The 24,996-nt window shown below is 70.3% G+C and carries 25 protein-coding genes and 2 pseudogenes (1 of these 27 only partly in view); 13 read left to right on the top strand and 14 right to left on the bottom strand.

Translation table 11 applies throughout. The annotated features are described in order from the left end of the window. Positions 1-49 (top strand): annotated as a pseudogene (locus tag E6G06_05175) (hypothetical protein); it begins 443 nt to the left of the window's first position. Further along, positions 1-677 (top strand): annotated as a pseudogene (locus tag E6G06_05170) (penicillin-binding protein 2). The pseudogenes E6G06_05175 and E6G06_05170 overlap by 49 nt, the downstream one beginning before the upstream one ends. A gap of 34 nt (positions 678-711) precedes the next feature. Next, complete coding sequence (locus tag E6G06_05165) at positions 712-1,029, top strand: hypothetical protein (GenBank protein ID TML92776.1); 318 nt, start codon at positions 712-714, stop codon at positions 1,027-1,029. 10 nt (positions 1,030-1,039) lie between these two features. Continuing rightward, complete coding sequence (gene pknB / locus E6G06_05160) at positions 1,040-2,911, top strand: Stk1 family PASTA domain-containing Ser/Thr kinase (GenBank protein ID TML92775.1); 1,872 nt, start codon at positions 1,040-1,042, stop codon at positions 2,909-2,911. A 6-nt stretch (positions 2,912-2,917) separates the two neighbouring features. On the opposite strand, the gene E6G06_05155 is transcribed toward pknB, so the two are convergent. Continuing rightward, positions 2,918-3,493: an aminodeoxychorismate/anthranilate synthase component II gene (locus E6G06_05155; protein ID TML92774.1), complete on the bottom strand. Its 576-nt coding sequence runs from the start codon at positions 3,491-3,493 to the stop codon at positions 2,918-2,920. Positions 3,494-3,548: 55 nt separating this feature from the next. Between E6G06_05155 and E6G06_05150 the strand changes: the two genes are divergently transcribed. Continuing rightward, positions 3,549-3,821: a cell division protein CrgA gene (locus E6G06_05150; GenBank protein ID TML92773.1), complete on the top strand. Its 273-nt coding sequence runs from the start codon at positions 3,549-3,551 to the stop codon at positions 3,819-3,821. 102 nt (positions 3,822-3,923) lie between these two features. Here E6G06_05150 and E6G06_05145 read toward each other — a convergent pair whose 3' ends face one another. Both E6G06_05145 and E6G06_05140 read right to left on the bottom strand, forming a co-directional pair. Further along, positions 3,924-4,178 carry a hypothetical protein gene (locus E6G06_05145; protein ID TML92772.1) on the bottom strand — a complete coding sequence of 85 codons (255 nt, stop codon included), beginning with the start codon at positions 4,176-4,178 and terminating at the stop codon, positions 3,924-3,926. 15 nt (positions 4,179-4,193) lie between these two features. Continuing rightward, positions 4,194-5,399 carry a thiolase family protein gene (locus tag E6G06_05140; protein TML92771.1) on the bottom strand — a complete coding sequence of 402 codons (1,206 nt, stop codon included), beginning with the start codon at positions 5,397-5,399 and terminating at the stop codon, positions 4,194-4,196. Positions 5,400-5,467: 68 nt separating this feature from the next. Here E6G06_05140 and E6G06_05135 point away from each other — a divergent pair, with 68 nt between their 5' ends. The 5 genes from E6G06_05135 (at position 5,468) to E6G06_05115 (ending at position 10,000) form a co-directional block, all read left to right on the top strand. Next, entirely contained in the window at positions 5,468-5,908 is a 441-nt protein-coding gene (locus tag E6G06_05135) for a PaaI family thioesterase (GenBank protein TML92770.1), read from the top strand. A 79-nt stretch (positions 5,909-5,987) separates the two neighbouring features. Then, entirely contained in the window at positions 5,988-6,620 is a 633-nt protein-coding gene (locus E6G06_05130; GenBank protein TML92769.1) for a peroxiredoxin, read from the top strand. Next, the gene (locus E6G06_05125) at positions 6,572-7,255 is read left to right on the top strand and encodes a hypothetical protein (protein TML92768.1); all 684 of its coding nucleotides are present in this window, start codon (positions 6,572-6,574) and stop codon (positions 7,253-7,255) included. Before E6G06_05130 ends, E6G06_05125 begins: the two co-directional genes overlap by 49 nt. Positions 7,256-7,272: 17 nt before the next feature. Then, entirely contained in the window at positions 7,273-7,680 is a 408-nt protein-coding gene (gene mscL / locus E6G06_05120; GenBank protein TML92767.1) for a large conductance mechanosensitive channel protein MscL, read from the top strand. Positions 7,681-7,726: 46 nt separating this feature from the next. Further along, positions 7,727-10,000 (top strand): diguanylate cyclase, encoded by a 2,274-nt coding sequence (locus E6G06_05115; protein ID TML92766.1) that lies wholly within the window; start codon positions 7,727-7,729, stop codon positions 9,998-10,000. Between the two features lie 7 nt (positions 10,001-10,007). Here E6G06_05115 and E6G06_05110 read toward each other — a convergent pair whose 3' ends face one another. From E6G06_05110 to E6G06_05060, 11 genes are all read right to left on the bottom strand, one after another. Beyond that, positions 10,008-10,472, bottom strand: a complete 465-nt coding sequence (locus E6G06_05110; protein ID TML92765.1) for a nucleoside-diphosphate kinase — start codon at positions 10,470-10,472, stop codon at positions 10,008-10,010. A gap of 57 nt (positions 10,473-10,529) precedes the next feature. After that, the gene (locus E6G06_05105) at positions 10,530-12,083 is read right to left on the bottom strand and encodes an acetolactate synthase large subunit (GenBank protein ID TML92764.1); all 1,554 of its coding nucleotides are present in this window, start codon (positions 12,081-12,083) and stop codon (positions 10,530-10,532) included. A gap of 9 nt (positions 12,084-12,092) precedes the next feature. Next, complete coding sequence (locus E6G06_05100) at positions 12,093-13,463, bottom strand: FAD-binding protein (protein ID TML92763.1); 1,371 nt, start codon at positions 13,461-13,463, stop codon at positions 12,093-12,095. Positions 13,464-13,508: 45 nt separating this feature from the next. After that, the gene (locus E6G06_05095) at positions 13,509-15,425 is read right to left on the bottom strand and encodes a hypothetical protein (protein ID TML92762.1); all 1,917 of its coding nucleotides are present in this window, start codon (positions 15,423-15,425) and stop codon (positions 13,509-13,511) included. Next, positions 15,422-16,504, bottom strand: a complete 1,083-nt coding sequence (locus E6G06_05090; protein TML92761.1) for an NAD-dependent epimerase/dehydratase family protein — start codon at positions 16,502-16,504, stop codon at positions 15,422-15,424. The genes E6G06_05095 and E6G06_05090 overlap by 4 nt, the downstream gene beginning before the upstream one ends. Continuing rightward, positions 16,501-17,559, bottom strand: coding sequence for an NAD(P)-dependent oxidoreductase (locus tag E6G06_05085; GenBank protein ID TML92760.1), 1,059 nt, complete (start codon positions 17,557-17,559; stop codon positions 16,501-16,503). Before E6G06_05085 ends, E6G06_05090 begins: the two co-directional genes overlap by 4 nt. A 75-nt stretch (positions 17,560-17,634) precedes the next feature. Continuing rightward, positions 17,635-18,483, bottom strand: a complete 849-nt coding sequence (locus tag E6G06_05080) for a DUF1996 domain-containing protein (GenBank protein ID TML92759.1) — start codon at positions 18,481-18,483, stop codon at positions 17,635-17,637. Between the two features lie 90 nt (positions 18,484-18,573). Beyond that, the gene (locus E6G06_05075) at positions 18,574-19,260 is read right to left on the bottom strand and encodes a cytidylate kinase-like family protein (GenBank protein TML92758.1); all 687 of its coding nucleotides are present in this window, start codon (positions 19,258-19,260) and stop codon (positions 18,574-18,576) included. Positions 19,261-19,277: 17 nt separating this feature from the next. Continuing rightward, positions 19,278-20,966, bottom strand: coding sequence for an MFS transporter (locus E6G06_05070; GenBank protein TML92757.1), 1,689 nt, complete (start codon positions 20,964-20,966; stop codon positions 19,278-19,280). A gap of 27 nt (positions 20,967-20,993) precedes the next feature. Next, positions 20,994-22,745, bottom strand: a complete 1,752-nt coding sequence (locus E6G06_05065; protein ID TML92756.1) for a DHA2 family efflux MFS transporter permease subunit — start codon at positions 22,743-22,745, stop codon at positions 20,994-20,996. Then, positions 22,657-23,139 carry a MarR family transcriptional regulator gene (locus E6G06_05060; protein TML92755.1) on the bottom strand — a complete coding sequence of 161 codons (483 nt, stop codon included), beginning with the start codon at positions 23,137-23,139 and terminating at the stop codon, positions 22,657-22,659. The genes E6G06_05065 and E6G06_05060 overlap by 89 nt, the downstream gene beginning before the upstream one ends. Before the next feature lie 89 nt (positions 23,140-23,228). Here E6G06_05060 and E6G06_05055 point away from each other — a divergent pair, with 89 nt between their 5' ends. From E6G06_05055 to E6G06_05045, 3 genes are all read left to right on the top strand, one after another. Next, entirely contained in the window at positions 23,229-24,200 is a 972-nt protein-coding gene (locus E6G06_05055; GenBank protein TML92754.1) for a pirin family protein, read from the top strand. Then, positions 24,197-24,487 carry a UBP-type zinc finger domain-containing protein gene (locus E6G06_05050; GenBank protein ID TML92753.1) on the top strand — a complete coding sequence of 97 codons (291 nt, stop codon included), beginning with the start codon at positions 24,197-24,199 and terminating at the stop codon, positions 24,485-24,487. Before E6G06_05055 ends, E6G06_05050 begins: the two co-directional genes overlap by 4 nt. Positions 24,488-24,560: 73 nt before the next feature. Next, positions 24,561-24,996 (top strand): YceI family protein (locus E6G06_05045; GenBank protein TML92790.1); only part of this gene is annotated, 436 nt, incomplete at its 3' end.

The raw sequence follows: 24,996 nt of genomic DNA, 5'->3' as shown, positions 1-24,996 counted from the left end.
AGGCGCTCGGCAATCGCCACGGCGCCGTCGTGGCGCTCGACCCGCGTGACGGTGCCGTCTTGGCGATGGTGAACTTCCCGTCCTACGACCCCACGCCGCTCGCCGGTCACAACCAGGACACCGTGCGCGCCACGTGGGACCTGCTGAACGCGGCGGCGGACAAGCCCCTGCTCCCCCGCAGCTTCCGGGAGCGCTACTTCCCCGGCTCGACCTTCAAAGTCGTCACCGCCTCGACCGCGTTGAGCAACGGGCGCACACCGACCAACCCCGTGTTCCCGCAGCTCACCTCGCTCCTCCTCCCCAACACGCGCAACCAGCGCCTCGCCAACTTCGGCGGGGGGCGCTGCGGTGGCAACATCGCACAGGGACTGCGGGTGTCGTGCAACACGGTGTTCGCGCAGCTCGGGCTCGATCTCGGCGGGCCGATCCTGGCCGGCGGCGCGAATGCGTTCGGCTTCAACCGACGGCCGCCGATCGACCTTCCCGCACCCGCGACGTCGTTCTTCCCCGACGGGGCTGCGTTGGACAAGGACAAGCCGGCACTGGCGAAGTCCGCCATCGGCCAACAGGACGTGTCCGCCTCGCCGCTCGAGATGGCGCTCGTCGCGGCCGCCATCGCGAACAACGGCACCGCGATGACACCCCACGTCTTCTCGGAAGCCCGCGACAGCGAGGGCCAGGGTCGTCCAGCGCTACCGTCCCAAGCCGTGGGTGACCGCCATCTCGCCCGAGGTGGCGGCCCAGATGCGCGACATGATGATCGACGTCGTGGCGCACGGCACCGGATTTCGCGGTGCGATCCCAGGCGTTCAGGTGGCCGGCAAGACGGGTACCGCGCAGACCGGTCGCGACACATCCCACGCCTGGTTCATCACCTTCGCGCCGGCGGACGCCCCGACCGTTGCTGTCGCAGTGATCCTGGAGAACCAGTCGAACGTGAACGAGGTGACCGGCGGCATCGACGCCGCCCCCGTAGCCAAGGCCGTCGTCCAGGCCGCGCTGGCCCAACCGCGGCCGGCGGCACCGTAGGCTTTCGCCCGTGAGCACGCAGGTCTACAGCGGACGCTACGAGATCGTCGAGCACCTGGCGCGCGGCGGGATGGCCGAGGTCTACGTCGCCCACGACCAGCTCCTCGATCGCAGAGTCGCGCTCAAGGTGCTCTTCCCCGAGTTCGCCGCCGACCGCTCGTTCGTCGAGCGGTTCCGCCGGGAGGCCCGCTCCGCCGCGGCGCTCAACCATCCCAACATCGTGTCGGTCTACGACACCGGCGAGGAGAACGGCACCTACTACATCGTGATGGAGTACGTCGAGGGTCGCACGCTGCGCGACATCATCCGCAGCGAGGGCCCGCTCCTGCCACAGCGCGCGGCCGACATCGGGGCCGACATCGCCGGCGCGCTCGCCTTCGCCCACCGCCACGGCGTGGTGCACCGCGACGTGAAGCCGGGCAACGTGTTGATCGACCGCGCAGGGCGGGTCAAGGTCACCGACTTCGGCATCGCGCGCGCCGGTGGCGACATGCAGGAGAACCTCACCCAGACCGGCGCGGTCATGGGCACCGCCACCTACTTCTCACCCGAGCAGGCCCAGGGCGGTGCCATCGACCCGCGCAGCGACGTCTACTCGCTGGGCGTGGTGCTCTACGAGATGGCGACCGGCCGGCCGCCGTTCTCCGGCGACTCGCCGGTCGCCATCGCGTACCAGCACGTGCGCGAGACGCCCCCACCGCCCTCGAGCGTCAACGCCGACGTGCCCCCCGACCTCGAAGCCTGTGTCCTCAAGTGCATGGCGAAGAACCCGGCCAACCGCTACGCCACGGCCGACGACCTGCGCGCCGATCTGATCCGCTTCGGACAGGGTCAGCGGGTGCAGGCCGAGCCCGTGCTGGCACCACCGCTCGACGCCACCGTCATGACACCCGCATTGGACGCGACGCGCGTCGTGTCGCAGACCCGGGTGGGCACCGTGCTTCCGGAGGAGGCGCCCGCGCGCAGCGGCATGGGCCGCTATGTCGCGTTGCTGCTCGGGCTCCTCGCCGTGCTCGGCGTGCTGCTGTGGCTGCTGGCCAGCCAGCTGGGGCTGTTCGACAAGGCGGCGACGCGCGTGGCCGTCCCCACTGTCGTCAACCTCACGGAGGACCAGGCCCGCACCCGGCTCGAGGCCAAGGGCTTCAAGGTGAAGGTGGAACACAAGGCGAACGACACGGTCGAGTCCGGCAAGGTGTTCGACCAGACGCCCGACGCCGACGTGAAGGCCGACAAGGGCTCCGAGGTGACGATCGTCGTCAGCTCGGGGGCGGCGCCGCTGACCGTGCCCAACGTCGTGGGTCAGGACGAGGCCGCGGCCGTCGCCGCGCTCGGACGTGCAGGCTTTACCAACGTGACGGTCACCCGCCGCGCCGACAACGACGTTCAGGCCGGCCGCGTGCTCGAGCAGACTCCGAAGGCCAACGACCAGGCAGCCAAGGACGCGCCGGTGACCATCGTCGTCTCCTCCGGTCGTGAGAGGAAGACGGTGCCCGACGTCCGCGGCCGAGACCTGGCCGACGCGGCCAACCTCCTCGGTCAGCAGGGCTTCCAGACGACGACGCGGAACCAGGCGTCCGACACCGTCGGCGAGGGCAAGGTCATCACCACCGATCCCGCCCCGGGCCAGCAGGCGGACGCCAGATCGACCGTCACCATCTTCGTTTCCACCGGGCCCGACACGGCCACCGTGCCCGACGTGACGGGGGAGAGCCAGGCGCAGGCGACCGCCGACCTGCAGAACGCCGGCTTCGGTGTCGACGTGAAGCAGGAGCCGGCCCAGAGGGACAAGGACATCGGCAAGGTGATCAGCCAGAACCCCGCGCCCAACGCCAAGGTGACGAAGGGGTCGACGGTCACGATCACCGTCGGCGCGCAGCCGTAGCGTCGCTCAGGCGAGGGCGAGGAAGTTGGCCAGCAGCTGATGGCCGGCCTGGGTGAGGATCGACTCGGGGTGGAACTGCACGCCCTCGACGGGTAGCTCGCGGTGGCGCAGCGCCATCACGACGCCGTCGTCGGTGCGAGCGGTGACCTCGAGGACGGACGGTACCGACTCGGGGGCGACGACGAGCGAGTGGTAGCGCGTCGCCTCGAAGGGCTCGGGCAGGCCGGCGAGCAGGCCCTTGCCGTCGTGGTGCACCAACGATGTCTTGCCGTGCATGACGGAGGGCGCCCTCACCACCGTCCCGCCGAAGACCTGACCGATGCACTGGTGGCCGAGGCACACCCCGAGGATCGGTTTCACCCCCGCCAGTCGCTCGATCACGGCGTTGCTCACGCCCGCGTCGTCGGGCCGCCCGGGACCGGGTGAGATGAGCACCGCGTCGGGGTCGAGGTCGACGATCTCGTCGACCGTGAGCTCGTCGTGGCGGTGGACGACCGGCTCCGCCCCGAGCTCGCCCAGGTACTGCACCAGGTTGAACACGAACGAGTCGTAGTTGTCGATGACGAGCACGGTCGCGCCCACGCCCGCACGGTAGCCGCAGCCCCTTGCGCCGGAGGGACTCGTTTATCCTTCGGGCATGGCGAAGCGGGTCAAGCCGAACAAGCCGGGCACCCACGGTGGCAGGGTCACTCCAAAGGCGTCGTCGCGGTACACGCCGCCGATCCCCAGGGAGCAGAAGGTCAGCCCCAGGATCGTCCCGATCCTGATGTTCACCTTCCTCGGGCTCGGGATGTTCACGATCCTCTCGAACTACGTGGGCCTGCTCCCGGGTGGGGCGAAGAACGGCTACCTCATCATCGGCCTCGTCCTGATCACCGCCGGCTTCGTCACCGCCACCCAGTACCACTGACCCGGGGTGGGAGGCGCCGAGGCGTCGCCCGGGGTCACGGAGCGTGGACGGCGAGTTACAACCGTGTGACTCTCCCCAGGGTTGTCCACAGGTGTGGACAAGTCACTCGAAGGGCGGCGCCACCAGGTCCATGTCCTCCAGGCAGTGCCGCGGGGGGTCGGGCAGCTCCTCGTTGGCCTGGGTCATCCGCACCTCGGTGCCGCAGATCGAGCAGCGGTAGCGCAGGTTCACCTTGCGCATCTCGCCCGGCGCGGGGGGCACGTTGGGTTGCGCCAGGGCGCGCAGGATCGACATCCCGACGCGCATGATGACCACGAAGGCGGCGACCGCGATGAAAAGCTTGAGGACGAACGGCATGGCGCCGGCCGGTGCCTACCCCAGGCGTTCGATGATGGTGGCGTTGGCCATGCCGCCGCCCTCGCACATCGTCTGCAACCCGTAGCGCCCGCCGGTGCGCTCGAGCTCGTTGAGCAGCGTGGCCATGAGCTTGGCGCCGGAGCAGCCGAGGGGGTGGCCGAGGGCGATCGCGCCGCCGTTCACGTTCACCTTCGCCATGTCGGGATGGTGCTCCTTCTCCCACGCCAACACGACGGACGCGAACGCCTCGTTGATCTCGATCAGGTCGATGTCGTCGAGCTTCATGCCCGCCCGCTCGAGCACCTTGGTGGTGGCCGGTATCGGGCCGGTGAGCATGGTGACGGGGTCGACGCCGGCCAAGGCGAACGCGTGGAAGCGCGCCCTCGGCGTGAGCCCGAGCTCGCGCGCCTTGGCCTCGCTCATGATGAGCAGCGCGGCCGCCCCGTCGGTGATCTGCGACGAGTTGCCCGCGGTGACCACGCCGTCGGGCTTGAACGCGGGCTTGAGCTTGGCCAGGGTCTCGAGGCTCGAGTCGGGACGAATGCCCTCGTCGGCGCGCAGCTCCTGCTTTTCGCCGTCGACCTCGACCGTGATCGGGATGATCTCGCGGTCGAAGCGGCCCTCCTGGGTGGCGCGGGCTGCCTTCTTGTGGCTCTCGACGCTGAACCCGTCGAGGGCTTCGCGGCTGAGGCTCCACTTCTCCGCGATCAACTCGGCCGAGATGCCCTGCGGCACGAGCCCGCCCACCGCCTGGTAGCGCTCCATCATCTTGGGCCCGAAGGGCAGGCCGGGACCGTTCGTGAGCGTGGCGCCCATCGGCACCCGCGTCATGCTCTCGACGCCGGCCGCGATGACGACGTCGTACGCACCGGCCATCACGCCCTGGGCCGCGAAGTGGGCCGACTGCTGCGACGACCCGCACTGCCGGTCGATCGACGTGCCGACGACCGACTCGGGGAACCCCGCCGCGAGGGCCGCGTTGCGGCCGATGTTGATCCCCTGCTCACCGGTCTGCATGACGCAGCCCATGATCACGTCCTCGACCAGCGCCGGGTCGAGGTCGTTGCGCTCGACCAGGGCACGGAGCGTCTCCGCCGCGAGGTCGACCGGATGCCAGTCCTTCAGCTTCCCGTTGCGCTTCCCTCCCGCGGTGCGGACGGCATCGACGATGACGGCGGTGCTGTTGACGGCAGCGCTGTTGACGGCGGCGCGATCGGCCATGCCTACCTCCTCGAGACGTTCGACGCCGACACTAGACCCAACGGTCAACTTCGTGGCACGGTCGCCCCGTGAAGAAGAACATGGACCGCTGGCTCGGTGACGGTGGCATGGTGCTCATCGAGGCGCTCGGCGCGTCGTTCACCGCCTACGGGACGGATGGAGCGGACGGTGTCGGCGGTTGGGTCGAGGCGACGTGGACGCCCACCGCGCTCGCGTGCAACCCGCACGGCGTGGTGCAGGCCGGCGCCCATGCGGTGGTGCTCGACGCGGCCATGAACTTCGCCGTCAACGCCTCGCTCGAGGGCCGCGACCGCACCCGGGCCACGCTCGAGATGAAGACCGAGACCATGCGGCCGGCGTCGTCCGGCGAGGCCCACGCGGCCCGGGCCCACGTGACCCGCCTGGCCCGCCAGGTCGCCTTCGCCGAGGCGGCCGTGCGCGACGGCGCGGGCCGCCTCGTCAGCCGCAGCACGGGCACGTTCCTGCTGCACCGCGACTCCGACGCGTGACCCGGCGCCCAGAAAGTTGACCACTGAGGTCGACTATGCTCCCGCGCACACGTAGAACCCAGATCAGGGAGGATCAGAGATGGCGATCCGGCTGGGCGACGACGCCCCCGACTTCACCGCGGAGACCACCGAGGGCACCATCAACTTCCACGAGTGGTTGGGCGACAGCTGGGGGGTCCTGTTCTCGCACCCCAAGGACTACACGCCGGTGTGCACCACCGAGCTCGGCTACATGGCGAAGATCAAGCCCGAGTTCGACAAGCGCAACGTGAAGATCATCGCCATCAGCGTCGATCCGCTCGACAAGCACGAGGGATGGTCGAAGGACATCGAGGAGACGCAGGGCGCGGCGCCCAACTACCCGCTGATCTCCGACCCCGACAAGAAGGTCGCCGACCTCTACGACATGATCCACCCCAACGCCAGCGACACCGCAACCGTGCGCTCGGTGTTCGTGATCGGGCCGGACAAGAAGGTGAAGCTCAGCATCACCTATCCGCAGAGCACCGGCCGCAACTTCGACGAGATCCTGCGCGTCATCGACTCGCTCCAACTCACCGCGAAGCACAAGGTGTCGACTCCGGTGAACTGGAAGAGTGGTGAGGACGTGATCATCATCCCGGCCGTCTCCGACGAGGAGGCCAAGGAGAAGTTCCCCGACGGTTGGAAGACGGTGAAGCCGTACCTGCGTCTCGTCCCGCAACCCAAATAGCCCGCCGCCGGCGCCTCGTCCGGCGTTGGGCCCAGCTCGTCGTCGGCCTGGTTGTCATCGGCACCGGCATCTGCGCGTCGGTGCAGGCGCGTCTCGGGCTCGCCCCGTGGGACGTGCTCCATCAGGGCATCTCCCGGCGCACGGGCGTGCCGTTGGGCACCGTCGGCATCGTCGTCGGCGCCCTGCTCATGGTGACGTGGTGGCCGCTGCGCCGCCGGCCGGGAGCGGGCACGGTCGCCAACGTGGTGGTCATCGGCGTCACCATCGACCTCCTGCTGCCACAGACGGACCCGGCCCACAACCTCGCGCTGCGCATCGCGCTCATGGCCCTCGGTGTGGTGCTGTTCGCGGTCGGGTCAGGGATGTATCTCGGCGTCGAGATGGGTGCGGGCCCGCGCGACGGTGTGATGACCGGACTGCACGACCGGGTCGGCTGGTCGATCCGGTGGGCCCGCACCGTCGTCGAGGTGACCGTCCTCGTGATCGGGATCGCGCTCGGCGGGACCGCAGGCATCGGCACGCTCGTCTTCGCGTGCGGGATAGGACCGCTCGTGCAGGTGACGCTGCGCTGGTTCGGCTTCGAGACGAGACGGATCGCAGAGCTGGACGACCCCCTTGGCCTGAGCGGTGAGTGAGGGCTAGACCAACGCTCATGCTCAGAGACTTCAAGGCATTTCTCCTGCGCGGCAACGTCGTCGATCTGGCCGTGGCCGTGGTGGTCGGCGCTGCTTTCGGCGCAGTCGTGACCGCCCTCGTGCGAGACATCGTCACCCCGATCATCTCGATTCCGGGCAAGACGAACTTCAGCGACCTCGACTTCCACATCCGACAGAGCAGGTTCGCCTACGGCGACTTCCTGAACGCCGTCGTCGCGTTCGTCCTCATCTCCGCCGCGGTGTTCTTCTTCGTCGTCGTGCCCATCAACGCCCTCATGGCCCGGCGCAAGACCGAGACGGACGTCGAATCGACCACTCGAGACTGCCCCGAGTGCCTCAGCTCGATCCCGGTTGAGGCCCGTCGCTGCGCGTTCTGCACCGCCGAGGTGGGCGTGGGGGACTGACCCGACGTCAACCCCGGTCCCCGCGGCGCCGATACCCGCGAGGACCATGGATGACCAGCATCTGGCCGCCCGCGAGGCGGCAACGCTCGGTCGGCTCCACGCCGACCAGGGTCGAGTCGACCGGCTGGCGGCGATCGCCCGGGCCCACGCCGAGCTCAGCGCGCCCGGGCTGAGCCCGTCGGCGGCACTCACGGTGGTGGTCGAGCGGGCGCTGGCGATCACCGGCGCCCACGGGGCGGGAGTCGAGCAGGTCGAGGGCGACGACCTCGTGCTGACCACGGCTCGCGCCAGCCTCGCCGGCGTCCGGGGCCGCCGGCTCGCCACCGCCAGCCTCTCCGGCCTGTGCGCACGCACGGGCCACGCGCTGCGTTGCGACGACACCCACGCCGACCCGCGCGTCGATGTCGCCGCCGCGCTCGAGTCGGGTACCCGATCGGTCGTGGTGGCGCCGTTGACGTACGACCGCGGTCCGACCGGTGTGCTGAAGGTGGTCTCGCACACGACCGCCGCATTCACCCATGCCGACGTCATCACGATCGAGCTTCTGGCCCGGCTCGTCGACACCGGCTTGGCGCACTTGGCCACGGTGTCCGCGCTGACCGACGAGCGCGATTCGATGTCGGCGATCCTCGAGGCGATGGCATCCCTTGTCGTCGTGCTCGACCCCGAGGGTCGCATCGTGCGCTTCAACCGGGCGAGTGAGCTGGCCACGGGGTGGACGCGGCACGAGGTGCTGGGCAGGCCCTTCTGGGATCTCTTCGTCGTCCCCGAGGAGCTGGACGGCGCGCGCGGAGCGTTCCTCGCGCTGAAGCGCGGCCACCCCACCAGCCAGCTCGAGATCCATTGGCTCACGCGCGACGGGCGGCGCCGGCGCATCGAATGGTCTAACACCGCGATCCCGGGCAACGACGGCGAGCCCGTCTTCATCATCGGCACTGGTGTCGATGTCACCGAGGCGCGCCAGGCCGAGGCGGCGCTGCGCGACAGCGAAGCGCGCTTCCGGTCGCTCGTCCTCAACGCGTCCGACATCGTGGCGGTCATCGATCGCGATGCGACCGTCGAGTACGCGAGCCCCGCAGCCGAACGCCTCCTCGGATGGGACGTCGCCTCGCACATCGGGTCGAGCGCGCTCGAGCTCATTCATCCCGACGAGCTGAAACTGGCCGTGGAATCGATGGTCGAGACGGTCGCCGAGCCCGGCGTGAAGCTTCCCCTCGAGCTGCGCCTCGCCCACGCGGACGGCTCGTGGGTCCCCGTCGAGATGGTGGCCAACAACCGCCTGGACGACCCCGCGGTCGCAGGGATCGTGATGACGATCCGCGACATCCGTGAGCGCAAGCGCATGGAGGCGCTGCTCATCGGCCACTCGCGCGTGCTCGAGATGGTCGCCCGTCGCGAGCCGCTCGAAGCCACCCTCGACGCGCTGGCCATGCTCATCGAGAGCTACGTGGTGGGCGCGAGGTGCGCTGTCGTCCTGCTCGACGAGGACGGGCACAGCCTTCGCACCGCCGCCGCGCCGAGCCTGACGCCGGACGTCCGGCGGGCCATCGAGGGTGCGACCGTGCACGCCGGCGAGGGCATGACCGCAGACGTGGTCACCGACCCCGGCTGGGACAGCTTCCGGTCGCTCGTGCAGAGCCACGGACTGGTGCCCGCCTGGTCGGTGCCGGTGGCAATCGCGAGCGGAGAGCGTTCGATGGGCGCGGTGATCATCCTGGCCGAGCCGGGCGGACGGGTCACGGCCGACGAGCGGCGCCTGCTCGAGCTCTCGGGCCGGCTGACCGCCATCGCGGTGAACGAGGCCGCCACCGCCGTCGACCTCGACTACCGGGCCACGCACGACCTCCTCACCGGGCTGGCGAACCGGGCCCTCTTCCTCGACCTGCTCGAGCGGGCGCTGGCCCGGGTCGAGCGGCGGCCGTGGTTGGTGGCCCTGCTGTTCCTCGACTTCGACGGCTTCAAGCTGGTGAACGACCGGTTTGGCCACGAGGCGGGGGACGAGCTCCTCCGCGTCGTGGCCGGCCGCCTGCGCGACGCGCTCCGTCCTTCCGACACGGTGGCGCGCTTCGGCGGCGACGAGTTCGCCGTGCTGTGCGAAGACCTGGCCGACGAGGACGACGCCTGCGTGTTGGCCGAGCGCGTCGGCGCGCTGATCGCGGAGCCGGTAACGATCGAGGGCGCGACCGTGGCGGTCACCGCCAGCATCGGCGTCGCCCTCGCGCGCGGGCCGGGCATCGACCCCGGCACGCTGCTGCGCACCGCCGACCAGGCGATGTACGCGGCCAAGGAACGCGGCGAGGGCATCTACGAGCTGCGCTGATCCCCCGCTACGCGCGTTCGTCGGCCGCGTACACGACGGAGAACGACGGGGGCTCGTAGTCGTGCAGCTCGTCGAGCGTGAAGAAGCGGGCCACCTCGGACTCCGCCACGTCGACGCTCTCCGACGTGTGCACGACGTTGCACTGGAGGCTCATCCCCAGGTCGCCCCGGATCGTGCCCGGAGCGGCCTCGCGGCTGTTGGTGACGCCCGTCATCTCGCGCACGACCCGCACCGCGTCGACCCCCTCCCAACACTGCGCCACGACCGGCAGGCCCGACATGAACTCGGCGATACGGGGATAGAACGGCTTGTCGACGTGGTGGGCGTAGTGCTCGGCGAGCAGGGCGGCGTCGAGCCGCATCATCTTGCAGCCGACGAGCAGCAGGCCCTTGCGCTCGAACCGCGTCGTGATCTCGCCGACCAGCCCGCGCGCGAGCGCGTCGGGCTTGATCAGAACCAGGGTCCGTTCCATGGCGGCTGAGTCAAGCACAGCCCCGCGCGCAACGTCGGCGTCGCTTCGCTTCGGTCCTCACAACCTCGGAGGCAGGACGGCTTCGATGAGGTGCGGCCCGGGCGAGCTCATCGCCCGTTCGAAGTCCGATGCGAAGTCCTCCGCGCTCGCGGGTCGGGTGGCCTCGACACCCATGCCACGCGCCAGTGACACGAAGTCGATGTCGGGGCGGGTGAGGTCGAGCATGTCGAGCGCACGCGGGCCCGTATCCGCCCCCACGCGGTGCAGCTCCAGGTTGAGGATGGCGTAGGAGCGGTTGTTGAAGATCACCGTCGTGACGTCGAGTCCCTCGCGCACCTGGGTCCACAGCGACTGCAACGTGTACATCGCACTGCCGTCCGCCTCGAGACAGACCACCTTGCGGTCGCGACACGCGACCGCGGCGCCGGTGGCCACGGGGAGGCCCTGGCCGATGGCGCCGCCACAGAGGGTCAGCCAGTCGTGGCGAGGCGCGCCGGCGGTGGCGCCCGGAGCCCACAGGCCCGCCGTGTTGGCTTCGTCGGAGACGATGGCCCCTTCGGGCAGCAGCGCGCCGATCGCGTTGGCCATCGCCTCGCCGGTGAGCGTGCCCGTGGGCCGCTCGGGCCGCTGCGCGGCTTGGCGCGTCGCGCTGTCCGCGGCCGCGCCGACGATCTCGGCGAGGTGGTCGAGCGCGCCGACTGCGTCGGCGCCGTCCGCCGCCAGCACGTGCACCTCACAGTCGTCGGGCACGAGGTCGCTCGGCTTGTTCGGGTAGGCGAAGAACGACACCGGCGCTCGCGCGTCGACGAGCACGAGATGACGGGCGCCGGCCAGCTGGGCCATGGTGAACTCCGCCAGGTACCCGAGCCGCTCGATGGCCGGCACCCCGGCTCCCCGCTCGAGCCGGGCGGGAAAGGTCTCGGCGAACAGCTTGGCCCCGGTGGCGTTGGCGACGCGGCTGGCCGCCACCAGCCCCGGTTCGCGCAGCGCGACACCACCGAGCAACAGCACGCTCGGTTCTCCCGACCGCAGCGCCTTTGCCGCGGCCACGACCGCGTCGTCGGGCATCGCAGGGCGCGACGTCGGTGGCCTGGGCCGCGCGGGCGCGGCGCCATCGAGCCACGAGACGTCGGCAGGCAGGATGAGCGTGGCGACCTGGCCCGGGGGGCCCACCGCCGCCGTCACCGCGTCGACCGCGTCGGTCGCGACCTCGGCCGGGGTCGACGACGAGCGCACCCAGCTCGACACGTTGCGAGCCACCGTCTCGATGTCGGACGCGAGGGGTGCGTCGAACTGACGGTGGTAGGTGGCGTGGTCGCCGACGATGTTGACCACCGGAGTGCGCGCCCGGCGGGCGTTGTGCAGGTTGGCGAGCCCGTTGCCCAGCCCGGGCCCGAGGTGCAGCAGCGTCGCCGCCGGACGATCGGCCATGCGGCCGTAGCCGTCGGCGGCGCCGGTGACGACGCCCTCGAACAGCCCGAGGACACCGCGCATCTCGGGCACCGCGTCGAGCGCGGCGACAAAGTGCATCTCGGAGGTGCCCGGGTTGGTGAAGCACACGTCGACTCCACAATCGACGAGCGTCCGGATGAGCGCCTGTGCACCGTTCATGTCGTCTCCTCAGAAGAGCGTGCCGGGGTTGAGGATGCCGTTCGGGTCGAAGGCGTGCTTGATCCGTCGCATGAGCTCGATCTTGACCGGATCCTCGAGCTCGAGGAAGTAGCGCCGCTTGGTGGTGCCGATGCCGTGCTCGCCGGAGATGGCGCCCCCGAGCGACATGCCCGCCTCGAACAACGCGCGCAGCACCTTGGAGCGCTGTTCCGCGTCGGGCTGGAACACCGACAAGTGCACGTTCCCGTCGCCCGCGTGGCCGCACCCCGCGATCCACGACTGATGGGTTGACGCCACGTCGGCCACCTTGGCCATCAGCTCGGCCACCGCCGCCCGGGGCACGACGATGTCGACGATGTCGTCGGCGCCACTCGCCTTCGCCACCCAGAACGCCTTCTCTCGCGCCTCGATGAGCTGGGTGGCGGCCTGCGGGGGGAGCACGTACACGTCGATCGCCCCCAGTTCCGCGAGCTGCTCGGCGAGGGCCTGCACGTCGTCGTCGAGCCGCTCGGCATGGGTGTTCTCCATCATCACGACCAGGTAGGCGAGCGCACCCTCCCGGACGTCGTCGGGGATGCCGAGGTCGAGGTCGACGTGGCGCGTGATCGCGGCCATGGTGACGGTGTCGATGTACTCGAGGATCAGTGGGCCGATGCCGCTGGCCACGATCTTCGGCACCGCCGCCATCACGTCGCCGAGCACGCGGAACGGCGCCATCACGGTGCCATGGTGCTGTGGCCGCGGATAGAGCTTGAGCGTGGCCTCGGTGACGAGCGCGAGCGTGCCCTCGGAGCCGATGATGAGCTGCGTCAGGTCGTAGCCGGTCGTCGCCTTCACGAACCTGCCCCCGGTGCGGATCACGTCGCCGTTGGCCAGCACGGCTTCGAGGCCGAGCACCTGATGGCGGGTCACGCCGTACTTCACGGCGCGCATGCCGCCCGCGTTGGTGGCGACGTTGCCGCCCAGGCTCGAGCTGTACTCGCCCGGGTACACGGGGTACACGAGCCCGTGCGCACCCGTCTCCTGGTCGAGCTGGCTCAATGAGACCCCGGGTTGCACGACGGCAACGTGGTTCTGGTCGTCGATCTCGAGGACGCGGCACATGCGCTCGAACGAGACGACGATCGCATCGGGCTCGGGCACGACCGCACCCGACAGGCCGGTGCCGTTGCCGCGGGCGGTGACGGGCGCGCGGTGCTCGTCCGCCACCCGCAGGAGGCCGGAGACCTCGGCGGTCGATGCGGGACGGGCGACGAACGCCGGCCGCTGGGCCACCGCGGTCAGCGCCTCGTCGTGGCCGTAGTCATCACTGATCTCGTCACCCGCCAGCACGTGCTCACGCCCGACGACGTCAGCGAGCGCCGATTCCAGGTCTGCCATCGTGTCCTCCCCGGTCGATGACTCTTCTCTGCTACACGCCTCGGATCACTTCGGTCGCCCCGTGGTCACCACCGGGCCCACGAACACGGCCGCGGGCAGCCCGATCGCGAACATCCGCGCCATCAGCACGCGCACGTGGCGCGGCAGCCTCATGTCGAAGATGCTGGCGAACAAGCTGTTGTCGACCTCACCGATCGCGTCCGCCTGATTGGCCGCCTGCAACTCGCGGACAACCTCGCTCCGGAGCCGTCGGAACTCCGTGCGCTGGGCGGCCGTGCGCACGTCGACATAGGCAACCCGGCGCGCGCCGGCATTGGCGCTCCACTTGTCGATCTCGGGGCCGACGGCGAGGTGCACCTCTGCGGTGGCCCTGGTCGGGTCGAGCACGCGATGCCGGGTCGCGCCGGTCCCCTGGATGCCGGGCACGCCGACGTGGAAGCCCTGCCGATCGAGCTCGTCGAACAGGCCGATCCCCTGTGCCCCGATCGAGATCGGGTCGGCCCAGGTGACGAGGTAGCGGCCGTCGCGCCCCTGGGGCAGGGCGGTGACCGTCGGCCCGACCAGCTCGCCCACCACCCTCGACCGGATGGGATCGGGCACCTCGGCGCCGGTCGCGTCGGCCGCGAACACGGCAGTCGACACGACGATGACGCCGACGAGCGCGAACGTCTCGGCACTGAGCAACGTCTCGCGCCGCTCACCCGACGCTCGACGCAACGCGACTGCGCTCACGGTCCAGCCGGTGGCCAGCACCATCAACGCGTTGACGGCCCAGGCCCAGAGGACGAGGTAGTACCAGACGACGCCGTGGATGCGGGTCATCGACAACGCGGCCAGCACGAGTGCGCCCGCGAGCACGAGGTGGAGCCGCAGCAGCGACCGATGCCGCCGCCGGAACGAGACGACGGCGCTCGCCGCCCACGCGCCGAGGAGCAGCCCGCCCGGTAGCAGCGCGCCGGTCGTCGCGGTCGGTTGCCGGGCAACCAGCCGCCACGGGTTGAGGTGCACGAGCAGCAGCTCGAGCCCGCGGCGCACACCGATCGGAGCCTCGGGTGGGTGGGTCAGCTCCTTCCAGACGACCGACAGGTTGCCGTGATCGCTCGTGAGCTGGTCGACGATCGGCGGCAACCAGAGCACCAGGCCAACGCCCACCGCGAGCAGCGCCCAGCGCGTGAGCTCGCGCACCGCACCCGGCTCGGCGCGGCGTTGCCAGGTCTGGAACGCGACGACCGTGAAGGCGACGGCGAACGCGACCCCGGCGAGCCCGATGTACGGCAGGTGGGTCTGCATGCAGAACGACGCGGCGAACACGGCGACGGGCAGCAGCTTCAGGTCGCGACAGAGGACCGACCAGATCGCGAGCAGGAACGCCACCCACCAGAGCACCGGCAGGTACGGGTTCCACGCCTCGGTCAGCGTCGGTGTGCCGTACACGCGGATGAGGACGGCGAGCATCGCGGCCATGGCGAGCGTGAGCAGCGCGCCGCCGCGCCGGTGCGCGATGGCGAGGATGGCCGCCATCGCCAGCACGTGGAGGGAGACGGCCGCCGCCTGCATGCCCCACGACGACGCGCCGAAGAGGCGGTAGACCGGGGCCATCGCCCAGAAGCTGAGCGGTCCGGGGTGGCTGCCCTGGCGCCCGAACGAGCCGAGCCGGCCGGGCAGGCCGATGAGCGGAGGATGGGCGCCGCCGACGTCGCGCACGCGCAGCTCGGTCTGGGCCAGGTCGGCGATCGGGTACCACCGGGGCTGGTGCAGCGCGCCCAGCGCCACCGCCAACGGCACCGCCAGCAGCACGAGCAGGCCCACGACCAGAAACGCGGGACGGGCGCCCAGGCGCGCTCTCGACCCGGCCGCCCCGGGAGAGAAGGCGGAGGGAGGGCGAGGCCCGCCGGCCATGGAGTGGTCCGCACCCGCGTCGATGCCTTCGAGCGAGGCACCGCGTACAGAAGCGGGCTTCATCGGGGCGAAGTATACGGAGGTGCCCCCCGGCGTCTCACCCCGCCCCATGACAGCACGCGCAGGAGTCCCATGGGCACGAGCGACTGATGGTGCGACCCGTGTGAGTCGGCGAGCTCGCGTCGGTGAGCGAGGAACCACTCGTAGGACTCGATAAGCATCGAGGCGTTGGAGTGCGTGGGCTCCCAACCCAGCTCGGTGCGCGCCCGTGTGGTGTCGAACCACAGCGACTCGCCGTAGAGCAGCCAGTGGTACGGCGCGAACGGGGCCAGGCCGAGCTGGGTGAGGCCCCGCATGGCCACGGCGGCGGGCCGGGTCGGCAGCGACACGACCCGCGACCCGGTGTCGGCGTGATCGACGAGGGCCTGCAGCGTCTCGCGCATGGTGCCGAACTCGGTCGTCCCCACGTTGTAGACCGCCGGCCCCGCCCTTTCGGAGGCGCGGTGGCACGCGTCGGCCAGATCCGACGCGTGCACGAACTGGTACCGGTTGTCGCCCGGGCCCAGGACGTAGACCGGCGCCCCCTCCGCCACGAGCTCGAAGAGCACGGCGATGATCCCCAGGCGACCGTGGCCGAGGATGGTACGCGGACGCACGATCGTCACGTCGAGCCCCGCCGCCACCGCGTCGCGGCACAGCATCTCGGCCTGCAGCTTCGCCCGCCCGTACGACTCGAGCGGCCGTCCGGGCGTCGCCTCCGTCACCGGGTTCGCGTCGGGAATGCCGAACACCGCGCTCGACGACGTGTGGACGACCTTGCCGACTCCAGCGTCACGCGCCGCGAGCAGGACATTCGCCGTGCCGATCACGTTGACCGAGTAAAAGAGCTCGCGATCGCGCGCGAGGGGCACCTGGGCCACGTTGTGCAGCACCACATCGACGCCGTCGCACGCGACGCGGAGCGCCTCGCGGTCGCGGACGTCGCCCTGCACGAAGTCGACCTCCTCCCCGGGTGTCGACGCGGGCGCGGGTTCGTTGAGGTCGAACACCCGGACGCGGTCGCCGCGGGCTCGGGCCTGTTCGACGACGACCGTGCCGAAGTAGCCGCTCCCGCCGGTGACGAGGACCGTGCGTCCGCTCACAAGGGGTCGCCGCGCTCGAGACAGAAGCGCACGCTCGCGCGCATGCCCTCGAGCAGCTCGGTGGGAGGGTCGTAGCCGAGCTCGTGGCGCGCCCGCGAGATGTCGCACGCGATGGTGTCCTTCAGCTCGCCCAGGACGTGCAGGGGCTGGACGTAGCGGCCGCGGTCTTGGAGCACCCGGTCGAGCGCGGCGGCGAGACCTGCGGCGCGTGCGGGCACGCGCAGCTTCCGGTGTGACGCGGTCAGACCTTCGGCCTCGAGCGCGTCGCGCACGGTGTCGAGGATCTCGCGCAGCTCGTACGGCCGCGCGTCCGCGATCCAGTAGGCCCGTCCCGGAGCCACTTCGGCCACCTCGGCCCGCAGCAGCCCGAGCACGAGGTTGCCCGTGTAGGCCATCGAGCGTCGCTGCGTGCCGTCACCCACGAGCGGGAACCGGCCGCGGCGCACGGCGGCGAAGAACTGCGTCTGGCGAAGGGGCTGGTGGGGCCCGTAGAACCAGGGTGCCCGCACGATCACGGTGGGCACGTCGCCGCGCTCGTGGCTGCGCTGCACGAGCTGCTCGGCCTCCAGCTTCGAGTGGCCGTATCCCAGGTAGGGGTTGTACGGGGAATCCTCGGTGAACACGGCCGTCGTCGTCGGATTGGCGCCGAAGGGCGAGTTCGACGAGACGTACACGCACCGCACCGCGCCGGCGCGCCGCGCCCGGTCGAGCAGGAGCTGCGTGCCACCGACGTTGACGTCGAAGAACTCGCGCGTGTGCTTCTGCGGGTGGATGACCGCCGCCGCGTGGAAGACGCTCGCGGGGCCGACGCCCTCGAACACGCGGTCCAACGCCGCCGGGTCTCGCACGTCGCCGACCACGACCTCGACCGTAGGGCCGACGACCTCGAGCAACGGTGCCTCGTTGCCGGCGGGCACCAGGCAACGGACGCGTTGGCGCTCGTGCGCGAGCGCGCGCACGAGGTTCTGACCGAGCCAGCCCGACGCGCCGGTGACGACGACCGTGGTCGGTCGGGGGGCGTCGGTTCGTGCTGTGTTCGGCTCCTCCGCGCTCATCGCCCCTGCTTAGCGCACTTTGAGTCGACGGCGCGACGGGCGATCGACGCGGGTGCAAACGTCGCGGGGCCGCGATCAGACGTTGCCGCAGTTCCTCGCCGCGTTGATGCAATCGCGCACGAGGTTGCGCTCGGTCGTCTGGTTCCAGGCGTTCCAGAAGTCACCGTGGCCGCTGTAGGTGCCACCCGACGACAAGGTGACACCGGGACCACCCCGGATCGGATAGATCACGGTGATGCCGAGGCTCGTGACCGCCACGGCGTGGTCGCTCGGGCACGCGCCGCCGACTCCGTAGGCCATGTGGCTCTTGTGGTCGGGCGAGTCCAGATTGACGCCGTCCCAGCAGTCGGGGAATCGCACGCGTAGCCGCAGCGTCTCGCCGGGAGCGCACGTGGGAAGGTCGGACACGCTCCGCTGGCTGGACACCGGTCCGCAGCTCCACGAGGTGATGCCTGTCGACTGCGGGGCGGTCGCGTGGCTGTCTCCCGCGACCATCTTCAGCGACTTCGGGAAGACGCGCACTGGCAGCGGCAGGTCCTTGTTCGAGTAGTAGGCGTTGATCTGGGTGGGCTGCACGGGTTGGCCGGCGACGAGCAGCGACGGGAACCAGTAGCCGGCGGTGTCCGACGGGTTCTGGCACGAGGTGGACGAGGCGCGCAGCGAGTCGTACGTCGAGAACGCGTTCGTCGTCTTGGCACCGAAGAAGTCGTGCAGGTGCGACATCCCCGGCTGGCCGGGGAAGACGATCGGGTCGTCGGCCAGTCGATGGCTGAACGTGCACGTCACGACGAAGTTGAACTCACCGGCGGGCACGGCGCCGGTCGCAGGGACGGGTGCGACCCCGGTCACCAGCGCAAGGCTCGCCGCGAGCACGATCGCGTTCCGGGCGAGACGTCGTGCGCCTCCGAGTCGCACAGGGAACATGCCACCACCCCGTCTCGTCCAGCCCTGTGAAAGGGGAGCGTATCCGACGAGGCCGCGTCACCGACCGACTCCTCGACGGCACGGCCCCGCTCAGCCCGGGTCGTCGCGCCTGGCGCGCCCCGACGAGAGGTGCTCGTCGACGGCTAGCTCGTCGAACGTCCACGAGGCCTGGGCCGCGGCGGCGATGACCGCGACGCAGTCGTGGGTGGACAGCACGGTGGCATCGAGGACGAGGTGGTAGAGCGACGCATCCGCGGGGTCCCGCCGGTAGAGCTTGCGGACGTACCGGGATCGGGTGGCGTCGGTCTCGTCGAGTCGCCTTCGAGCGGTGTCGAGGTCGACTCCCTCCCAGGCCGCGCCCCGCGCGGCTCGTCGATCGACCGGTCCGTCGAGTCGCACATGGAACAGGCCCGGGCCTCGGCCCAGCGCCGCCGCAGCCGCCCGCCCGAGCACCACCGCGCCCTCGCCCTCGAGCAGGCGGCGGAGGGCGTCGTCGTTCTCCCGGCGGACGCGGCCCGGCAGGTCCTCGGGATCGCGTTGGGTCGGGAGGTTCCACTCGGCGCTCAGCAGCGCGAGGCTCTCGAGGAACGAGCTGCGCGGGGCCTCCGCCAGCTCCTCCGCGCTCGCCCGCTCCGACGCGTCGGCCGGTGGGCCCTGCGGGCGGCTGAGCCGATCGACGAAGGGCAGGCCGAGACGCTCGGCGAGCAGCGGCGCGATGACGCTCCCCCCGGCACCGTACGTCGCCGACACCGTCAGGAGCCGGGTGGTGGCGGGCATCTTCGGTTGTTCGAGGGTCACACGTCCTCCCCCATCAGCGCGGGCTCCAGGTCCGCCACGAGCGGTCCCGCGGCGTCCAAGACCTCGGCACGGGCGGGCGCCAGGTCCTTCGGGATCAGCAGCGACAGCAGGGTGCCGACGAGCACGACGGCCACTGCGAACGTAAGTGCCCACCTGGTGCCGGTGGCGACACCGTTCTCGATCGCGTGCCGCAGGATGGCGGCGTCTCGGGGGCGCAGCGACGGCGGCGGCGCGTACCCCGACCCCGCCGCGTGCACCCCTGCGATCGCCTTTGCCTTGATCGTCTCGGCGAGCGAGGAGGCGCGGATCGCACGCGTCGCCGAGCCGATGCTCTGCACGGTGAGCAGCGATCCGATCACCGAGACGCCGAGCGCGCCTCCCACCTGCCGGGTCGTGGTGTTGGCGCCGCTCGCGACGCCGGAGCTCGCGGCCGGGATCTCTGACAGCACGACGTTGGTCAGCTGCGCGCCGGCGAACCCGATTCCCCCGCCGTAGAACGCGAGCCCGGGGAGCAGCGACCAGGCGGTGATGTCGAGCGAGACGACGCGCAAGATGAGCAGGATCCCGATCGCGTACATCACCAGGCCGGCGCGCACGATGACGGTCGTGCCGTAGCGGCGGATGAGCAGACCTCCGGTCTGGGCCCCAACGATGACGAAGAGCCCGGTGGGCAGCATCCACAACCCGTTGCGAGCGGCGCTCAGATGCTTCGCGTCCTGCAGGAACACCGGCAGCACGAAGCTGAGGCCCAGCTGACCCATGGCCACGACCATGCTCGTGATCAGACCGTAGCGGTAGGTCTTGAAGCGGAAGTGTGAGAACTCGAACAGCGGATCGCGTCTCGCCCGGCTCTTCGCAAGCTCGAGCCACGCGAACGCGCCGAGGACGACCCCCGACATCAAGAAGACCACGGGGATCGCCGAGATCGACCGCGACGTGGGCCACAGCTCGTGACCGCTCACGGAGAGATCCTTCAGTGGCTGCCACCACCCGTAGATGCCGCCCTGGCTCAGCCCGAACACCAGCAGGAACATGCCGAGCGCGATCAGGACGGCGCCGGGAACGTCGATTCGCAGTCGTTCCGCGGCGTGGCGCGCCTTCTTCATGAAGAAGAGAGCACCGAGCACCGCGATCGGCGCCACGATCACGTTGATCCGGAACGACCACCTCCACGAGTAGTTCGTCGTGAGAAAGCCACCGATCACCGGACCGGACGCCGCCGCGACACCCGCGGTCGCGCCCCACGCCGCGAACGCGGTCGCGCGCTGGCGTCCACGGAACGTGCTCGACAGGATCGCCAGCGTCGCGGGGAGCATCAGCGACGCGCCCACGCCCTCGATGATCGCCTCGCCCACGATGAGCTGGCCGACCGAGGTCGCGATCGAGGCGATCAGCGAGCCCAACCCGAACAGCGACGCTCCCGCGATGAACACCCGCCGGTGCCCGTACACGTCGCCGAGCCGCCCGCCGATGATGAGCAAGGCGGCGAACGTCAGCGCGTAGCCGGTGATGACCCATTCGAGCGCCGGGAGCGTCGTGTGCAGCTCGCGCAGGATGGTCGGGATCGACACGTTCAGCACGGTGTTGTCCATCACCACGATGAACGCGGAGAGGATCGCGATGCCGAGCGTCACCCACCGGCCAGAGTCGGGCACTTCCTCTACGGCCACGTCGCCGCCTTTCATAGCGTGCTGCGGTTGGCCGCTGTCGGGTCAGCTGTTCGCGCGCTCGGGCTCGGGGGGCCCGCCGGCGGCTTCGGGAGTGTCGGCGAACACGGGTGGCACGCCGGCGAAGGCGAGCTCGGCGACCTCTTCCAGGGCTTCGACCGGCCCGTGGACGGCGCCGTGCTGTGCGATGTCGTGGGGCAGGAACCGGTACACGATGAATGCTGCCGTGGTCGCGAGGAGCGCACCGGTGAAGGCCGCGAAGTGGATGCCCGAGACGAAGGCGCGCTCGGCTCCGAGGGTCAGGCGGGTGGCGGCCGCTTGTGGGAGCCGGCCGGCGGTCTGCAGGGCGCCGGCGAGCGAGCCGAGCGCCCGGGAGCGGTCGGCGGCGCGCAACGCGCCGGCGACGGAGCCGAGCCCGGAGCCGTATCGAGACGCGGCGACGCTGCCGAGAACGGCGACACCCAACGCGGCGCCGAGCTCGCGCGTCGCGTCGTTCATCGCAGAGCCCGAGCCCGCGCGCCGCGGCGGGACGGCGGACATGATCGCTGCGGTCATGGGCGACATGGTGAGCGCGATGCCGCTCACGAGCGGGAGCACGCACAGCAGCACGTAGCTGTAGGGAGTGCCGACGCCGAGCCGGGTGAACAGCAGGAACCCCACGCAGACGAGGCCCATGCCGGTGGCGACCGTGCGGTTGGCACCGAGTCGGTTGACGATGCGGGGCGTCAGGGGGGACACGACCATCATGATCGGGGCCATGGGCAGGAACCGAAGCGCGGCGGACAGCGCGCTGTACCCGAGGATCAGCTGGAAGTACTGCGTGATGAGGAACATCACGCCGAACATCGCGAGGAACACGAGCACCATGCCGCCCGTCGCGGTGCTGAACGCAGGATTGCGGAAGTAGCTCATGTCGAGCATCGGCTCGTCGACCCGGAACTCCCACTTGACGAAGACCGCGAGCACGGCGATGCCGACCGCGAAGGCGGCAAGCGTCTCCGTGCTCGACCAGCCCTTGGCGGGCGCCTGGATGAGGCCGTAGACGAGCGACGAGATCCCGATGACCGACAAGCCCGCGCCGACGAGGTCGAGCTGGGCCTGTTGCGGGTCCTTCGACCTCGGCACGAGGAAGCTGCCGAGGATGAGGGCGGCGAGGATGATGGGCACGTTGACGAGGAAGACCGATCCGAACCAGAAATGGCCGAGCAGCCAACCGCTCGCGACGGGGCCGACCGCGCCGGCGGCGCCGGTGACACCGGCCCAGATCGCGATCGCCTTGGCCCGTTCGTGAGGTGCGAACACGTTGACGAGGATCGACAGCGTCGAGGGCATGATGAACGCGGCACAGGCACCCATGAGCGCCCGGCACGCGATGAGCTGCCACATCGCGGTCGACATGGACGCGAGACCGACGCCGGCGAGGAACCCGACGAGACCGAGTTGCAGCGCGCCCTTCCGCCCGAACCGGTCGCCGAGGGCGCCGGCGGTGAACAGCAAGCCGGCGAACACGAGCGAGTAGGCGGCGGCGACCCACTGCAACTGCGAAGTCGTCGCGTGGAGCTCGCGCGACAGCGTCGGGATCGTGACGTTGAGGCTCGAGTTGCCGACGAACACGATGAGCAGGCTGAGGCAGAGAACGCCGAGCGTCCACCACCGCCGGTCGTGGAGACGTCGTTCTTCGGCCGTGCGGCTCACAGCAGGATCCTTATCACCGCTCGGAGAAGGCCGTCGTCGTCTCCCTCGTGAGGTTCTCGAGCACGCGTTGGAACACCGCGAGAAGCGTCGCCAACTCGTCATCTGAGAGCAGGTCGAAGAAGCAGCGCTGCACGAGCTCGGCGTGCTGTGGCGCGGCGCGTTCGATGGCTTTTCGTCCCGAGTCGGTCAGTCGCACCATCAGGCCCCGAGCGTCCTCCACGCATTCCTCGCGGACGACCAGGCCGCGCTTCTCCATCCGGCCGAGGTGGTGCGAGAGGCGACTGCGGTCCCACCCGATCTCCGTGCAGAGCTCCCGGGCCCGGAGGAGGCCGCCGGGGGCCTCCGACAACGGATGGAGCACCTTGTAGTCCGACCCCGACAGCCCGGAGTCGCGCACGAGCTGCTGCTCCAGAAAGGCGTAGAGGTGCTGGTTCACGTGCAGATACGCCTGCCACAGAAGCTGCTGGCGGTCGTCGAGCCATCGCGGTTTGGCCACACCCAGAGCCTACGGCTTTGTTGACGCATCATCAAACATTTGTTATTGTAGACGCGTCATCAAAACCTCGGATCAAGGGGACGATCACCATGCCCGCCATCACCGTCGAGGACACGCTCGTCCTTCCTCGCGTCCCCCGCCCCGACCCCGCGGCCTCGACTCCGCGACCGGTCGCCCGGGTCGTCACCGCGCCCCGCCAGACCGAGGGCGCCGGGTTCACGGTCCGACGACCGTTCCCGGGCGGCCTGTCGATGGCGGAGGCGGACCCGTTCCTGCTGCTCGACCACTTGGGCCCGCAGGTGAACGGGCCCGACGAAGCCAAGGGCGCGCCATGGCACCCGCACCGCGGCTTCGAAACGGTCAGCTACATCCTCGACGGCGAGATCGCGCACCACGACACCAACGGCGGCGGCGGCGTGATCCGCGAAGGCGACACCCAATGGATGACCGCCGGTGGCGGCATCCTGCACGACGAGCTGCCCACCGAGAAGATGTACCGGGGCGGCGGCCCGGCGCACGCGGTGCAGCTGTGGGTCAACCTGCCCCCGGCGCTGAAGATGACGCCGCCGCGCTACCAGGCGATCACGAAGGAAGCGCTACGGCTCCTCACCTCGGACGACGGCGGCGCGCTGATCCGCCTCATCGCCGGGGACATCGCCGGGTTCGACGGACCGGGCGTCACCCACACCCCGATCACCTACGCCCACGTGACCCTCGCACCCGGCGCCCAGCTGTCCGTGTCGTGGAACCCCGCCTTCACCGGCTTTGCCTACGCCCTGACCGGTCGCGGCACCGCCGGGCCCGAGCACCGCCCGATCGAGAGCGGCCAGCTGGTCGTCTTCGGCGCCGGCGACCATCTGATCGTGGCCGCGGCGGACCGGCAGGCCGAACCGCTCGACGTGCTCCTGCTGGGCGGGCTCCCGATCGGCGCGTCGATCGCCCACTACGGCCCGTTCGTGATGAACACCCGGAACGAGATCATCCAGGCGGTCGAGGACTATCAGGCGGGCCGGCTCGGGATCATCCCCGCCGATCAGCTCGCGCCCCGGAGCTTCGCGTGAGCGAGTCCTGCACGCACCTCGACCAGGTCGTCGACGTCACCCCGAGCAGCACCGGGTGCGAGGACTGCCTGCGCATCGGCGGCCAGTGGGTGCACCTGCGGATGTGCATGTCCTGTGGCCACGTCGGCTGCTGTGACAACTCGCCCAACCGCCACGCCACCGCGCACTTCGCCTCACAGCACCACCCGATCATCCAGTCCTACGAACCGGGTGAGGACTGGTGGTACTGCTACCTCGACGATCTCGCCTTCACGGTCGACGACGCCGCGTCGTTCTCCCACCCATGAGCGCCGGGCCCGCCACCACCTTCCAATCACGCGGCGCGATGAACGTCGCGACCGACACGAGGAGGACCCTCCCATGACCCAAGTACTGAGCATCCTTCGCACCCACGACGACCGCGAGATCCCCGCGGCCGGCGAGTACACCGTCGACCCGGCGCACACCTCGGTCGAGTTCATCGGCCGTCACCTCATGATCACCAAGGTCAGGGGCCGCTTCCCCGAGGTGTCGGGGACCATCACCATCGCCGACGAGCCGGAGCGGTCCCACGTCGAGGTCGAGCTCGAGGTCGCCACCGTCGAGACGGGCAACCGCGATCGCGACGCCCATCTGCGCAGCGCCGACTTCTTCGATGCCGAGAAGTACCCGACCATCAGCTTCCGGTCGACGAAGGTCGAAGCCGGGACGTCGGGCACCTGGGCGGTGACCGGCGACCTGACGGTCCGCGACATCACCCGACCGGTCACGCTCCAGGTCGACTTCGACGGCGCCAACGCATCGCCCATCGGCGACG

The organism is Actinomycetota bacterium, assembly GCA_005888325.1.
Classification (GTDB): domain Bacteria; phylum Actinomycetota; class Acidimicrobiia; order Acidimicrobiales; family AC-14; genus AC-14.
Note: the sequence above shows the minus strand (reverse complement) of the source record. Positions and strands in the feature narration are given on the sequence as shown.